The sequence below is a fragment of the Psychrobacillus sp. L4 genome (genome assembly GCF_042944905.1).
In the GTDB taxonomy this organism is placed as follows: Bacteria; Bacillota; Bacilli; order Bacillales_A; family Planococcaceae; genus Psychrobacillus.
Genome location: NZ_CP168496.1, coordinates 2,892,509 through 2,908,042, shown reverse-complemented (window position 1 = coordinate 2,908,042; position 15,534 = coordinate 2,892,509). Strand labels below are relative to the sequence as shown.

Here is a 15,534-nt window from a genome sequence, read left to right as displayed (position 1 = left end):
TTAATTGCCCCTTTGCTTATCTTGTTTTAATTGTTCAACTAGTGGCATCACTTGCTCGGAGAAGCGTTTCATTTCGGTATGTTGTGGTGAAAATTGTAAAATTAATAAATCGACCCCGGCATCTTCAAATGCAATAATTTTTTTAGCAATTTGTTCTGGAGTTCCGATTAAATTTGGACGTAGCCCACGATTTGAAACCGAGTAATCTTGCAGTTGTATGTCTACATTTAAATGGGACTTGCTTACAAAGTCTTGATAGCCAGCATAGCCAGCTGATCCTTCTGTTACATTAGTAATTCGTGCAAGCTCCAGCTGTACTTCATCTTCCGTATCTCTGCAAATAATGTAAGCAGCCATCCCGAAACTTTCTAAAGGTTCTTTTCCTAAGTCTTGACGTCGATGCTTCATATCTGCAATCTTTTCCGCAATTTCTTCTACTGTCCCACCGTGCATAACATAGGAATCGCATGTGTTTGCGATTGTTTGTTTTCCTGTTTCACTTTCGCCACCTGCATATAACGAGATATGTTTGTTCCGAACTGGCTTAGGCTCTAAATAGGTATTCTCGTAATCATAGAAGTTACCTTTGAATGAATAAGGAGTTTCTGTCCATAAACCCTTTAAGACGGAAATAAACTCTTCCGTACGAGCATAGCGCTCATCATGGGCAGTGAAGATGCCACGATATTGTCTTGCTTCTTCTTCCCACCATGCAGATACAACATTTAGTGACAAACGTCCCCCACTAATATGATCGATATTAGTGGCGGTTTTGGCTAACAATGCAGGGTTGTGAAAACCAGGGCGAATCGCTGTTAATATTTCTAGCTTATTTGTCACTGCTGCTATAGCAGCTGCAGTAGACCAAGCATCTAAAGAAGGAGCATCTATTCCTTTAATATCATTTAAGTTTAGTTCTGCGATTAATGTTAAGTCGTATCCCCATTGCTCCGCATTTTGAGCCAACTCTTTTACATATTCAAATGAAACGGGCATTGTCTCCTTTTCCACATTTCGTAACCATCCACCGAAAATCGGTAACCAAAAACCATATCTCATGTAAGATTACTCCTCACTTTTTATATATTCAGAAATATTTAATTAAAAGTAATCCTACCATAATACTATGTATTCAGCAATGGAATATGACAAAAGGGTTTTAGTACGAGTCAAATTTTGGTGTGGGTCTTTTCTGCCTAATCTCATTAACCAAACAAAGTGCATCATGTCTCTACATATTTCAAGAGGGCGACGGACAAACACCCGCCCTAAGATTATCGAAAAAAATGGATTGTGAAGTGACGCAGTCACTTCACAATCCACAAAAATTCCAACGATAATAGTGTAGGTGATGTTTCGTCCAAAGTACTCTGGAAATAGTAAAGACAAGATGCACTTAACTCGCACTTGTGCTTTTCTATATTTATTAAAGGGCATTACATTGATCACATTGGTTTCCATAGCACTCATGCTGCTCTTCGATTGTCTCGCCGCATGTAGCACATTTTTTTTCAGGCAGGTTTCGGAAAAATTCAATTACGTTTTCTAACATAGTTGTTCCACCTCCATCTGTTGTATAACTGTTTAAGTTATATGGATTGTATTATAACACAAGGACATTTGTCAACATATTATTTGGACTTTCGGTTAAAATAAAATAAAGGAGAGATGATGATGTATTTTATTGATAATAAAGGAATAACAGACCCACGTATTAACCTTGCGATTGAAGAGTATGCATTAAAAACAATGGATGTAGAAAAAGATTCTTTTCTGTTGTTTTACATAAATGAGCCTTCTATTATTATTGGGAGGAACCAAAATACGATAGAAGAAATTAATACTGAATTTGTGGAAAAGAACGGGATTATTCCTGTACGCAGACTTTCGGGTGGTGGAGCTGTTTATCATGATTTAGGAAATCTAAATTTTAGTTTCTTAACAAAAGATGATGGGGATAGTTTCCGTAACTTTAAAAAGTTCACACAACCAGTGGTGGATGCACTTCAGAAAATGGGGATAGATGCAGAGTTGTCTGGGCGAAATGACATATTAGCAGAAGGTAAAAAAATCTCTGGGAATGCTCAGTTTTCGACTAAAGGAAGAATGTTTAGCCATGGAACATTACTGTTCAATACAGAAATTGATGCGGTTGTTTCTGCTTTAAAAGTAAGCAAAGAAAAAATTGAATCAAAAGGAATAAAATCAATCAGAAGTCGTGTGACAAACATTGCTGAACTATTAAAAGAACCGATGACAATTGAACAATTTCGATCTGAAATTTTGTCTTCCATATTCGGTGGTGCTGAAAATATTCAATATTGGGAGCTAACAGAAAAGGATTGGGAGAATATCCACAAACTTTCGGAAGAACGCTATCAACAATGGGATTGGAATTACGGAAAGTCACCTAAGTTTAATGTGAAGCATTCTAACCGTTTTCCAACAGGCGGGGTAGATGTGCGATTAGAAGTGAATAAAGGGATTATGGAAGAAGTGAAGATTTACGGTGACTTCTTTGGCGTTGGTGATATGGAAGAAGTAGAAAAATTATTAACTGGCAAGCCTTATATTAAGCAAGCAATTGAAGAAGCACTTGGAAATATTGATGTACCAAAGTATTTTGGTGGTATCTCATTGGAAGATTTAGTTCAACTAATTTATTAAATATGCTGGTCGATGAACGTCGACGAGTAGTTCATTATTTATGGAAGAGTCTAACATATTAACGTATGTTGGGCTCTTTTTTGATATGATAGAGAGAGACTGTTTGGCGAGGAGGATCCATATGATGACACATCGTATTTTAGTTGTGGAAGATGACCGAAAAATTGCTGCATTACTTGCAGAAACCTTACGTAAATATCATTATGAAGTGCATACTATACAAAACTTCGATTCCATCTTAGAGGAATTTGAAGCTTTTGACCCCCATTTAATATTATTAGATGTAAATTTACCATCGTATGATGGCTATTATTGGTGCCGCCAGCTCCGTCAATTTACCACGTGTCCTATTATTTTTGTTTCTGCACGATCAGGAGAAATGGACCAGGTTTTTGCTTTAGAAAATGGCGGAGATGATTTTATTACTAAACCTTTTCACTATGAAATCGTCCTTGCAAAAATACGTAGTCATTTGAGACGAACATATGGCGAATATGCTGCAAAGCAAGAAGAGCGCATTGTTAAAGTAGGTAAACTTCAATTATTTTTAGAGCGAATGGAACTGCATATATCTACTGAGGAAATACCACTGCAAAAGAAAGAATGTACAATATTAGAGCTACTTATGCGAAATTACCCAAAGCTCGTTACAAGAGAGCAATTATTAGAAGAATTATGGGATGATCAGTCATTCGTGGATGAAAATACACTTAACGTGAATATGACGCGAGTTCGAAAAAAACTTGCAGATTATGATGTCACGTCAACGATCGAAACGGTTCGAGGAGCGGGCTATCGATTGATCCTAAGTTCGGAGGAATCTTAATATGTTCCGATTATTTATACGAGAACATATAATCTTTCTTATCTTTCAATTTTTATTAGTAATATTTATTATGCTCTTATATTGGTTAGATGGATTTCGAAACTTAGATACAGCAATATATTCAATTGTTATTAGTAGTATATTAACGATTTCCTTTTTAGGAGCATTATTTGTAAAGAAATATTCTTTTTATAAAAAGATACTTTCCGTACCAACAAAAATCGAAGTAGTTTTGCAGCGAGAAGCACAGTCACCGGAAATTAAACAGGTGGAAATGTACTTGCATCATATTTATAGGCTCTATCAGAAAGAAGTGCAATTATTATATGCCAGGCAAAATAGACATCTTCAGTTTATGAATAGTTGGGTGCATCAAATGAAAACACCTATTTCAGTGTTAGAGATGATGGTACAAAATGAGGATCAAATTGATTCCATGAGTGTATCGGAAGAAACAGATCGCTTAAAAAGAGGATTAGAAGCTGTATTAATGAATGCCAGGTTAGATACCTTTGAAGAGGATATGCATATAGAGCAAGTAGACTTAAAACAATTAGTTAGACAAGTTGTGACGGAAAACAAACGCTTATTTATAGGTCATCATGTGTTTCCAGTGATTTCAATCGAAGAAAATTGTATTATTACATCGGATACTAAATGGCTTCGATTTGTCATCGCACAGTTTGTAACAAATGCAGTGAAGTATACGTTTGATGAAAATAAAAAGGTTTATTTTGAGACGACAATAAAGGATGGAAATGTCATTTTCTCTGTAAGAGATGAAGGAATTGGCATTCCTACCTCGGATATAAAAAGGGTAACAAAAGCATTCTTCACGGGAGAAAATGGTCGAAAAACAGGTGAATCTACAGGCATGGGGTTATACTTAGCACAAGAAATTTGCAATCGTCTTGGACATGAAATGACGATTACTACTAAAGTTGGTGAAGGAACGACCGTCTCAATCGTGTTTAAACAGCAAGAACAAGAAGAACGGAGCGAGCAAGATGTCGATATTAACATTAGAAGAAGTGACGAAAGTATATGAGGGAAAAGTAGCTCATCTTGCCATTAATCAAATAAGCTTTGAAGTTGAAAAAGGAGAATTCCTTGCAGTAATGGGTCCATCTGGCAGTGGGAAAACGACATTGCTCAATATTATTTCTACTATTGATATTCCTACATCAGGAGATATCACGATTAATGGAACAAATCCTGTACAACTTACCGTAAATGATTTATCACTCTTTAGAAGAAGACAGCTTGGTTTTGTGTTTCAAGATTTCAATTTACTTCCTGCCTTAACAGTGGAGGAAAACATGGTTCTTCCATTAACGCTTGATGGGCGGCCTGTAGAAATGATGAAACAAAGAGTGAAGGAACTGGCAGCTCAGCTTGACCTAACTTCTATTTTGGATAAAAGGCCAACAGAAATTTCAGGAGGACAAGCACAAAGAACAGCCATAGGTCGTGCATTAATACATGAACCAACAATTATCCTTGCAGATGAGCCGACTGGAAATTTAGATTCAAAATCAGCAAAAGACGTGTTAGAAATATTATCGCAAGTGAATAAAAAGAAACAGACGACGATCATTATGGTTACGCATGATCCAGTTGCTGCCAGTTACTGCGATCGAGTGCTTTTTATAAAAGATGGTGAATACTTTAACGAAATTTATAAAGATGATCGAAGACAAACATTTTTTCAACGCATTTTAAATGTTTTGTCTTTATTAGGTGGAAATGTAAATGACCTTTCGACAATTCGCTTATCATAATGTAATTAGAAATAGTCGTGTATATGCAGCGTTTTTTATGGCGAGTATTTTTTCTGTTTTGGTATTTTTTATGTATTCAATGTTGATGTTTCATCCCAACATTGAGGACAAATTTTTAAGAGATATTGCATTTGGTGGAATGCTTATTGCAGAGATTATACTAATCATTTTTACATTGTTCTTTTTGTTTTATTCGATGAGTGCTTTTTTGCAAGCTAGATCGAAAGAATTTGGCTTATTACTTAATTTAGGAATGGAAAAAAATCAGTTAAATCGGCTGATTTTTCTAGAAACGATGATATTAGGTGCTATTTCTATTACTGTCGGTATTTTTTGGGGATTTTCGTTTTCTAAATTTTTCTTTATGGTCATTCGAGAATTATTTTTACTAGACAGTCTCCCTCTATATTTGTCCTGGAAGCCATTTGCATTAACGATTATTGTTTTCTTATCATTGTTTATCATCATTTCTATTAGCAGTGTAGTGTTCATTCGAAAAAAAGAAATCATTCAATTATTAAAAGGTTATTGGAATTTGAATGAACAAGACGAATATGTAAAGTGGAAAGCAATATTAGGTATAGTCTTACTACTAACTTCCTACAGTTTAGTTGTACTTTCTCTATTAAAGATGTCTTTATGGCTTACATTTATTATTATAATATTGGCTGTGAGTGGTACATACTTGTTTTTTACAGATAGTATGTTGTATATAATAATTCTAATTCGTAAAAGGAAAAGCTTGTATTGGCATCCATTTCGTTTAATTGCATTTGCGGAAGGGTCTATTAAAATACGTGAAAATGCCCGCATGTTTTTCGTTGTAACGATTGTATCCACGATTGCTTTTTTGTCTGTAGGGGTAGTTACCTCCTTTACATCGTTTACAACGCAATATCGTGAATTAAATCCCGTGAGCATTTTTTACGCTAGTGATTGGGATAATCCTTTTGAAGAAAAACATATTATGCAAATAGCACAAGAGCTACAAAGTGAAAACTTATCCTATGAACTTGTAAAATTTAATGTCAAAAAACAAACTTCGTCCAGTACACATGAACAAGTAAATCTAATCAAAGAATCTGAAGTGAATAGTTTAGCACTTGCACTGAAGTTCCCACTAGTTGATTTGAAGCAAGGTGATGCGTTATTAGTACCGAATACGCAAGAGGATTTTGGCAATCTAACTCCACAAGAGGAACAAACAGTTCTAGAAGAGAGTAGTGTACCTATCCAGTTGATAGGAGAATATAAGCAATACATTTTTCCATCTTTAGTTATTGAGCATAGAACAATTATTATTAGTGATGAAGACTTTGAACTTATAACAGAGCCGCTTTTTGGGCATGGACTTAAGGAATCGTACAAAACTTTTTACGCATTTCATGTACCCGAATGGCTTAGAACAAAAGATGTAGGAACGGACATAGATAAAATAATTGTCGCGTCGATGGGTACAACCAACATAAATCCAAATCCATTTTACTTTGTTAATCCAGGTTTAAATTATTCTATCATTCGCTCTACATTTTCTTTATTGTTATTCACGGGATTACTTGTAGCGGCAGTTCTATTACTAGCAGCAGGAAGTTTTGTTTATTTTAAATTGTACACGGACCTAGAGCGAGATAAAAAGCAATACGATGTTCTACGCCGAATGGGGGTAACCGAGCAAGAGCTTGTGAAGATTGTCAATCGTCAATTGATACCTCAATTCTTTTTACCATGGGGACTTGCCATGGTGCATAGTACTTTTTCATTCATTTACTTGCAAGCAGTTTGGGTTGACTTAGCGGCGGTTTCCATCGCTAAAGAAATGTTATTTGTTTTGATTGCTTTCACGGTTATTCAAGTTTCTTATTTCTATTTAATTCGCTGGAGGTATTTAGCGCATATTAAAGCATCATGATTTTCATGGTGCTTTATTTAATAAAAAATAATTCCCCGATTATTGAATAATCTAAACCTTTTTTATATAATGAATTAATAGATAATGAATGAGTATTCATTCGAGCTTTAGATGGGAGACGAGAATATGAGTTTAGTTTCAAGTGTTCAACAAATTGCTAAGCAGTATCCAGAAAAAGTTGCGTATCATTTTATGGGGAAAGATACTACTTATGCAGAATTTCAACAAAGTGTCGAACGATTTGCAAGTGCACTTCAATTACTTGGAATTGAAAAGGGAGATAATGTAGGGTTTCTATTAGGTAATTCCCCACATTTCCTCATTTCTTTGTACGCAACTATGCGTATTGGGGCGACTGCAGTTCCGATTAACCCCATTTATACGGCAGATGAAATTAGCTATATTGTAAAGAATAGTGATGCAAAAGCGATTATTGCATTAGACGCATTACTGCCATTAGTTGAAAAGGCAGCGGATATATTTACAACTGTCGAAAACTATATCATTTGCGAAACACAACCTGACACTGTAGATAAACTGAAGGTATTGCCTGATTCTTTAAAAGGTAAAGTGAAATCGTTTACTTCATTGATTAGTAACAGTTTCCCAAATGCCGAACCAGTAACGGTTTTAGACGATGACAACGCAGTAATTTTGTATACTTCTGGGACAACTGGTCAACCAAAAGGTGCAATGCTTACATTTAAGAATGTTTATTCGAACGCTCGCGATGTTGCGGCGTATTTGAGTTTCAAACCGGAGGATCGAATCATTGCGACTCTTCCAGTATTTCATGTTTTTGCACTTACGGTTGTTGTAAATGCTCCATTGTTGATGGGGGCAACGATTTTATTAGTTCCTAGATTTAGCCCACAGGATGTATTCACTATAGCAAAAGAATGTGAAGCCACTGTATTTGCAGGTGTTCCTACCATGTATAATTTTTTGTATCAATACCCAGAAGGAAAAGTGGAAGACTTCTCTACAATTCGTTTAGCGATTTCTGGAGGCTCTTCTTTACCTGTAGCGCTACTGCATAATTTTGAAGAAAAATTCAACGTTCGCGTTTCAGAGGGTTATGGTTTATCCGAGGCATCGCCCGTAACTTGTTTCAATCCAATTGACCGTGATCGCAAACCAGGATCGATTGGAACTAACATTGTGAACGTAGAAAATAAAGTAGTGAATGAGCTCGGCCAAGAGGTTCCAGTAGGAGAAGTTGGGGAGTTAATCGTGAGAGGTCCTAACGTTATGAAGGGTTATTATAAAATGCCAGAGGAAACGGAAAATACGATCCGTGACGGTTGGTTGTATACTGGCGACCTTGCAAGACAAGATGAGGAAGGATATTTTTATATTGTCGACCGCAAGAAAGATATGATTATTGTTGGAGGATATAATGTATACCCTCGTGAAGTAGAAGAAGTTTTATTTGAACATCCAGGTATTATAGAAGCTGCAGTAGTTGGAGTTCCAGAACCAACCTTTGGAGAAGCAGTATTAGCATTCGTAGTGAAAAAAGACCAATCACTAACAGAAGAGCAACTTCATAATTATTGCGTTGAAAAACTAGCAAAATATAAAGTGCCTATGCGATTCGAGTTTTTAGAAGAACTACCTAAAAACACGACAGGTAAAATATTACGTCGGTCATTAAAAGAACAAACTATTTAATAGAATAGTAGGCTACTCCCTAAAAAAGGAGTAGTTTTTTTATGTAGTAAGCAGGGAAATGATTTCGAGTGTCGAAGTAAAACAAAGAAGGATATTGAAAGTGAGGATGTATTTATGACAAAGAGAAAATTAGAGGTAAAAGATTTATTTGAACTGCATTCTATTGCAAGCCCTGTACTAGCACCTAATGGGAAAGAAGCAGTGTTTATTCGAACACAAATGAATGAAAAGGATAATAAATACTATGCATATTTATATCATTTAAATGTGGAAACAGAAGAAATTACTCAGTGGACATATAAGAAAGAACGAGTATCCTCTCCTCAGTGGTCGAATGATGGAAGATATATCGCTTTTCTATCTAATCGAGAAGAGAAGAATCAAGTCTATATTCTTCCAGCAAGTGGTGGAGAAGCGAAGAAAGTAACTGATTTAGAAAATGGGGTTTCTAGTTTTCTATGGTCCCCTTGTGGAACAAAAATTTGGTTTTCTGCTACCTTAAAAGAAGGAAGAAAGTGGACAGATGAACCGGAAAAAGAAGAGAAAAAATTGCCAGAAGCGTATGTTGTTGACAAAATGAAATACCATGCAGATGGAGCAGGTCTTTTACCGAAAGATATGTATAACCATATTGGATGGATTACGTTAGATTCAGAAAAAATTATTCAATTTACAGAAGGCAACTTTAACTATAATGTACAAGCCGTTTCTCATGATGGAAAGAAACTTGTAATTGGTGTGAATCGTGAAGAGAAGCAAGATTTTTCATTCCGCCAACCCATGTATCTTGTAGATGTTGAAACGAAGGAAGAAATAGAAATAATTAATGAAGATGGATACTTTGGTGGCGCTTCTTTTTCGAAGGATGATCAGTATATTGCATTTGTTGGAATGCAACGAACTTTTCAAAATGCGACGCATTCAGAGGTCTATGTATATGAAGTGAACTCAGGGAATCGTCAAGTATTAACGGAAGGACTTGATGCGCCTGTTGGTGATCTTTCTGTAGCAGACTTTCAACAAGGGGCAAGTGCGCCAGATGTCGTATGGACAGCTGATAACCATTTATATTTCCAAGTATCGACTATGGGGGATGTTCGCCTTTATTTCGCTTCATTAGAAGGTGAATTATATCCAGCTACTGGAGAAGATGAACATGTCTATGGATATGATGTAGATGCATCTGGTACGTACGCACTTCTGACAATAAGCAACCCAATATTTCCCGGGGAATTATTTAAGCAGAATTTGACGACTGGTGAAAGAAATGTACTTACACAGTTTAATAAAGACCTTGTAAATGATACTGAACTTGTCGAACCAGAAGCTATTGTATATAAAGGTGCTGATGAATGGAATGTGCATGGCTGGTTGATGAAGCCCGCAGGATATGAGGAAGGGAAAAAGTATCCTTTCGTTGTTGAAATACATGGAGGACCTCATGCTATGTACGGAAATACATTTTTCCATGAACTTCAGTTATTGGCTGCAAAAGGATATGGCGTTTTATATGTGAATCCACGTGGAAGTCATGGCTATAGTCAAGCATTTGTGGACGGTGTTCGCGGAGATTATGGTGGTGGAGATTATGAGGATATAATGGCAGGTCTAGATTATGTGTTAAAAGAAAATGACTGGATTGATGAAACACGACTTGGTGTAACTGGAGGAAGTTACGGCGGATTTATGACGAACTGGATTGTTGGGCATACGAATCGTTTTAAAGCTGCTGTAACACAGCGATCTATTTCCAACTGGGTTAGTTTTTACGGAGTATCTGATATTGGGTATTACTTTACACCTTGGCAAATTGGGGCAGATATGACCGATATTAATAAGCTTTGGGATGCATCACCTTTAAAATATGCTTCCAATGTGGAAACACCTTTGCTTATTCTGCATAGTGAAAATGATTACCGTTGTCCAATTGAACAAGGGCAACAGTTATACATTACATTAAAAGCAATGGGAAAAGAAACAAACTTCGTCCGTTTCCCTCAAGCGGACCACAATTTATCACGTACCGGTTTACCAAATTTACGATTAACTCGATTAGAGCAAATTACTGGATGGTTTGAGAAATACATTTAAGAGTATAGAAAAGCCCTTCATTTCTTGATTGAAATGAAGGGCCTTTTTTGGGGGAATCGGATGATCAGTAGTAATAATCGGATGATAGCCCGCGATAATCGGATGATCAGTTGCAAAAATCGGATGATCAACTAGGATAATCGGATGATCAACAGAAAAATAGTGATCTGGTGCATAAGATTGACTCGTTTAGAGCAAATTATGGTTTGAGAAATATCGTTGATTGAATGGATTAATCTTTGAGAACAATCGATTAATCTATTAAGAGATTCACATCTTATTAAATCCATTTTTATAATATGCAAACACTAATCCAATAATCCATATAGGTCCCACGATTAACGCAATACGTGTTTCTGGGAAGTACGCCATGAGACCGAGCACTAATACTAAGAAGGCAAGCGCTACATACGAACCAAGGGGATAGAATAATGCTTTATATGTTAACCTTGAAACCTCCCCTTTAGAAAGGGTTTTACGAAATTTTAATTGAGACAATAAAATAATTCCCCAAGTCCATACTGCACCGAATGTTGAAATACTCGTCACCCATATAAATACTTTTTCTGGAACTAGATAGTTCAAGACCACTCCTACTAGTAGTAATGCGGCCGAGAACACGATTGCTTTCGAAGGCACGCCAGTTGGACTAATTTTCTTGAAAGAAGCAGAAGCTTGCTTTTGTTCAGCTAAATTAAATAACATACGACCCGTACTGAAAATACCACTATTACAGCTCGATAATGCTGCCGTTAATACAACAAAGTTAATAATACCAGCTGCTGGTCCAATTCCAATTTTCTCAAACATTAAGACGAATGGACTTCCGTTATTACCAATCTCATTCCATGGATAAATAGACATGATAACGAATAATGCACCTACATAAAACAATAAGATTCTCCAAAAAACAGTATCAATCGCACGAGGAATGACCGTTTTCGGATTTTTTGCTTCTCCAGCTGTTACACCGATCATTTCAACGCCTAAATAAGCGAACATTACCATTTGCAAGGACATCAAAATACCTTTGATACCATTAGGTGCAAAACCACCATGCGACCATAAATTACTAATCCCAACAGCAATTCCGCCATTGCCAATTCCAAAAATGATGACACCTAGACCAACAAAAATCATAGCTAAAATGGCAACAATTTTAATGAGAGCAAACCAAAACTCAAACTCTCCATATGCTTTTACAGCGATCAAATTAACCATGGTCATAATAATAAGCGCGGCTAATGCCCAAATCCAGCTTGGAGTGCTTGGATACCACATTTTCATATAGACACCGACTGCTGTAATCTCTGCCATACAAGTAACTACCCATAAAAACCAATAATTCCAACCTGTAATATATCCAGCAAGAGGTCCTAGATAATCTTTTGCATATCTACTGAAGGAGCCTGCAACTGGATTATGCACGGCCATTTCGCCAAGTGCACGCATGATAATTAGAATTGCAAAGCCACCTATTATGTATGAAATAAGAATTGCAGGTCCTGCTAGCCTAATAGCTGTAGCGGAACCTAAAAACAAACCGACCCCAATAGCTGCACCTAAAGACATTAAGGTGATATGTCGTTGTTCCAACCCACGTTGTAATTGCTGATTTCCACCCAATGTTTATGTCACTCCTTCTTATTATGTTATATAACAATCTATCACAATTAAGTATATAAAGGGAACAGTCTATATTATCGATATTATGATAAAATTATGTAAATACAAAGTTGTAGGGGGCATGGAATTGAAAGAAATAACAATCAGACCTGTACTAGAAGAAGAAATCCTGCGACTATGGGAACTTAGTGCAAAAGAAACATCACCAGAATGGAAAAAATGGGATGCGCCTTTTATTCCTCACGAGCCGAAAACATTAGAACAATTCTTAGAGAAAAAAGATCAATATATAAATCAAGAAGATTTTTGGGGTATTTATGTGGATGAATCGCTAGTTGGATCATTATGTTACTACTGGGAGCATGAAGCTTCTCTTTGGCTTGAAGTGGGAATAATCATTTATGAACCAGCATTTTGGAATGGTGGAATAGGAACTGCAGCCATCCGTATGTGGATCACGCATTTATTCAATGACCTGCCACTTGTCCGAATTGGCTATACAACATGGTCTGGGAACGATCGAATGATTAAAGTTGGTGAGAAGTTAGGGATGACTATGGAAGCGCGACTTCGCAAATGTTGTTTCTATAATGGGTTATATTACGACTCTATTCGTATGGGAATATTGAGAGAAGAATGGGAAGAGCGAGTATGACGGCTTTCTTGGAATTAAAGAATGTGACAAAAAATTATTGGGATACCCATGAAAAAAATACCCGCCAATTTTTATTCGCCCCTATTACAGCAACTATGCAACAGCCAGAAAGAATTGCTTTACTCGGTAAATCTGGGCAAGGGAAGAGCACCTTACTTCGAGTACTTGCTCAGCTTGAGTCTATCGATAGTGGTGAAGTTTGGTTCAAGGGACTTTCTACAAAAGACATGGATACTCGTGTTTGGCGTATGAATTTAGTTTATGTTGCTCAGCAATCAGTCATGCTTCCAGGGACAATTATGGATAATTTAAAGACGGTGAGTTACCTACATAATCGTGCATTTGATGAAAGTTTTGCAAGAGACCTGATGAAGGATGTTGGGCTAGGACATTTGGAATGGGAAAAACAAGCGATAGATTTGTCTGGAGGGGAAAAGCAAAGGGTAGCATTAGTTCGCTCCTTATTATTAAGACCTTCAATTCTACTTCTTGATGAAGTTACTGCATCACTGGATCAGCAAAGTAAAGAGTTTGTGGAGCAACTTTTAATGAAGCTCCATATGGAAGAAGGAACGTCTTTTATTTGGGTTACGCATGATGCGGAGCAAGCAAAAAAGATAAGTGAGCGTATTTGGTTTATGGAAGATGGAAAGTTAGCGATAGACTCAAAGACAAAAACGTTTTTTGAAAGTCGAAATTTATTGAGTACGGTGACATTATGAGTTTATTAGCATTAAGTTTCACCTTATTATTCGTGGTCATTACGATGCTTGTTTCTGTTTGGCAAAAGCTTGATTTGGAGAAGGACATTGCAATTGGAACAATTCGAGCGGCTATTCAGCTCTTAGCGGTCGGGTATGTCCTTCAATTTGTATTTCAATCGAAGCACTTACTGTTCATTGTATTGATTATTTGTATCATGATTGTCGTTGCTGCTTTAAATGCTGCAAAAAGGGCAAAAGGCATGACAGGAGTCGTTTGGCGAATTATTCTTTCGATTGCCACAATGGAAATATTAATGATGGGACTTTTACTTAGTTTGCACATTATCGAAGCAACTCCTCAATACATCATTCCACTTAGCGGAATGACAATAGGAAATGCAATGGTTGCTTGTGGATTATTTTTAACCCAATTAAAACGGGAAACGGAAAGTTCCAAAGGGGAAATCGAAACATTGCTTTCACTTGGAGCAACGAGTCGACAAGCGGTTCAAGATGTACTAAAACGATCCGTCAAATTCAGTATGATTCCAACAATTGATGCTATGAAAACCGTGGGACTTGTCCAGCTTCCCGGAATGATGACAGGGATGATTATAGCTGGAGCAGACCCCGTGGAAGCAGTTCGCTACCAACTATTAATCATTTTCGTATTTACTAGTTCATCCGCAATTACTAGTATGATGCTGAGCGTGCTGTGTTATAAAAACTTATTTACAAAGGATCTGCAATTAAAGAATTGGAGGCAATAGAATGAAGCCTATATTAATTGAAGAAACACCAGCTAAAGTTACAGTTACCTATGATCCAACACCTTTACGATTGCCATTAAATATTCGGGAGCAGCATCAAAAATATTGGAATACACAAATAAAGCAAAATCCTCACTTGCGGAACGGAGAAGTATTTACAATTACGCAAATTAATAAAACTGTGGATGAACTCCAAGTAACTGTTGTTAAAACAGACTATAAACACTATTTATATACGATTCGCCATGAAGATTGTTCGTATCCTTGCAAGGTCATCTTCACATGTGTAGCCGTTATCACGAACGATAATCATATAGCCTTCGGGCGGATGAATCGAAATACAGCGACACCTGGACGATTACAATTTACTGGTGGGGGATTAGATGAGTCCGATTTAAATGGATCAGTATTCAACTTGGTGAATAGTATTGGAAAAGAATTAGAAGAAGAAATGGGTTTGCATATTGAATCAACCTATACTAAATCTTTCATGCCTAAATTTGTAAAAAGTAAAGGGACATATGATTCTTGGGCAGTGATGTTCGAACTGAAAGTTGACTATACTGCACAAGAAATGCAAATATTATTCGAAAGACATAATCTGAGTCTAATAGAAAAAGGGGAACAGCCTGAATTCGAGGGATTTGTTTTAGTCCCGTTAAATAAAGAGAGTGTAGAATCATTTATTCAAAATGAACTATCTCTAAAAGAAGACTACTTGGCGCCAATTTTGAAGAAGTATGTTGAAGAATGAGTTCTGTATCATAGGGTTTACACTCAAAATATCGAGAATTTACATAAAGATGCGGGGAGGATTGCATTCCTCTCTGC

General features: G+C 36.6%; 14 protein-coding genes. 11 read left to right on the top strand and 3 right to left on the bottom strand.

Annotation, left to right across the window (positions count from 1 at the left end; all coding sequences use genetic code 11):
* Together ACEPXG_RS14035 and yhfH are read right to left on the bottom strand one after the other, a co-directional pair.
* The gene (locus tag ACEPXG_RS14035; protein ID WP_391203610.1) at positions 1 to 1,059 is read right to left on the bottom strand and encodes an LLM class flavin-dependent oxidoreductase; all 1,059 of its coding nucleotides are present in this window, start codon (positions 1,057 to 1,059) and stop codon (positions 1 to 3) included.
* Between the two features lie 367 nt (positions 1,060 to 1,426).
* Positions 1,427 to 1,552 (bottom strand): protein YhfH, encoded by a 126-nt coding sequence (gene yhfH / locus ACEPXG_RS14030; protein ID WP_391203607.1) that lies wholly within the window; start codon positions 1,550 to 1,552, stop codon positions 1,427 to 1,429.
* Between the two features lie 122 nt (positions 1,553 to 1,674).
* On the opposite strand from yhfH, the gene ACEPXG_RS14025 reads away from it, so the two are divergent.
* From ACEPXG_RS14025 to ACEPXG_RS13995, 7 genes are all read left to right on the top strand, one after another.
* Complete coding sequence (locus ACEPXG_RS14025; RefSeq protein WP_391209928.1) at positions 1,675 to 2,667, top strand: lipoate--protein ligase; 993 nt, start codon at positions 1,675 to 1,677, stop codon at positions 2,665 to 2,667.
* Positions 2,668 to 2,788: 121 nt separating this feature from the next.
* Positions 2,789 to 3,493, top strand: a complete 705-nt coding sequence (locus tag ACEPXG_RS14020; RefSeq protein ID WP_391203604.1) for a response regulator transcription factor — start codon at positions 2,789 to 2,791, stop codon at positions 3,491 to 3,493.
* Position 3,494: 1 nt separating this feature from the next.
* The gene (locus tag ACEPXG_RS14015) at positions 3,495 to 4,541 is read left to right on the top strand and encodes a sensor histidine kinase (protein WP_391203601.1); all 1,047 of its coding nucleotides are present in this window, start codon (positions 3,495 to 3,497) and stop codon (positions 4,539 to 4,541) included.
* Positions 4,501 to 5,274: an ABC transporter ATP-binding protein gene (locus tag ACEPXG_RS14010; protein WP_391203598.1), complete on the top strand. Its 774-nt coding sequence runs from the start codon at positions 4,501 to 4,503 to the stop codon at positions 5,272 to 5,274. The genes ACEPXG_RS14015 and ACEPXG_RS14010 overlap by 41 nt, the downstream gene beginning before the upstream one ends.
* Positions 5,246 to 7,183 carry an FtsX-like permease family protein gene (locus ACEPXG_RS14005; protein WP_391203595.1) on the top strand — a complete coding sequence of 646 codons (1,938 nt, stop codon included), beginning with the start codon at positions 5,246 to 5,248 and terminating at the stop codon, positions 7,181 to 7,183. The genes ACEPXG_RS14010 and ACEPXG_RS14005 overlap by 29 nt, the downstream gene beginning before the upstream one ends.
* A 126-nt stretch (positions 7,184 to 7,309) precedes the next feature.
* Positions 7,310 to 8,857: a fatty acid--CoA ligase family protein gene (locus tag ACEPXG_RS14000; protein WP_391203592.1), complete on the top strand. Its 1,548-nt coding sequence runs from the start codon at positions 7,310 to 7,312 to the stop codon at positions 8,855 to 8,857.
* Between the two features lie 114 nt (positions 8,858 to 8,971).
* Positions 8,972 to 10,948: a S9 family peptidase gene (locus tag ACEPXG_RS13995; protein ID WP_391203589.1), complete on the top strand. Its 1,977-nt coding sequence runs from the start codon at positions 8,972 to 8,974 to the stop codon at positions 10,946 to 10,948.
* Between the two features lie 270 nt (positions 10,949 to 11,218).
* Here ACEPXG_RS13995 and ACEPXG_RS13990 read toward each other — a convergent pair whose 3' ends face one another.
* Positions 11,219 to 12,520: an amino acid permease gene (locus ACEPXG_RS13990; protein WP_391209926.1), complete on the bottom strand. Its 1,302-nt coding sequence runs from the start codon at positions 12,518 to 12,520 to the stop codon at positions 11,219 to 11,221.
* A gap of 181 nt (positions 12,521 to 12,701) precedes the next feature.
* Here ACEPXG_RS13990 and ACEPXG_RS13985 point away from each other — a divergent pair, with 181 nt between their 5' ends.
* Genes ACEPXG_RS13985 through ACEPXG_RS13970 form a run of 4 tightly spaced genes read left to right on the top strand, consistent with a single transcriptional unit; the run spans position 12,702 to position 15,457 of the window.
* On the top strand, positions 12,702 to 13,229 hold the full coding sequence (locus ACEPXG_RS13985) for a GNAT family N-acetyltransferase (RefSeq protein WP_391203587.1): 528 nt from the start codon (positions 12,702 to 12,704) through the stop codon (positions 13,227 to 13,229).
* The gene (locus ACEPXG_RS13980) at positions 13,226 to 13,951 is read left to right on the top strand and encodes an ATP-binding cassette domain-containing protein (RefSeq protein ID WP_391203584.1); all 726 of its coding nucleotides are present in this window, start codon (positions 13,226 to 13,228) and stop codon (positions 13,949 to 13,951) included. Before ACEPXG_RS13985 ends, ACEPXG_RS13980 begins: the two co-directional genes overlap by 4 nt.
* Positions 13,948 to 14,703, top strand: coding sequence for an ABC transporter permease (locus ACEPXG_RS13975; RefSeq protein ID WP_391203581.1), 756 nt, complete (start codon positions 13,948 to 13,950; stop codon positions 14,701 to 14,703). The genes ACEPXG_RS13980 and ACEPXG_RS13975 overlap by 4 nt, the downstream gene beginning before the upstream one ends.
* A gap of 1 nt (position 14,704) precedes the next feature.
* Positions 14,705 to 15,457 (top strand): hypothetical protein, encoded by a 753-nt coding sequence (locus ACEPXG_RS13970; RefSeq protein ID WP_391203578.1) that lies wholly within the window; start codon positions 14,705 to 14,707, stop codon positions 15,455 to 15,457.
* The last annotated feature ends 77 nt before the right edge of the window (positions 15,458 to 15,534 follow it).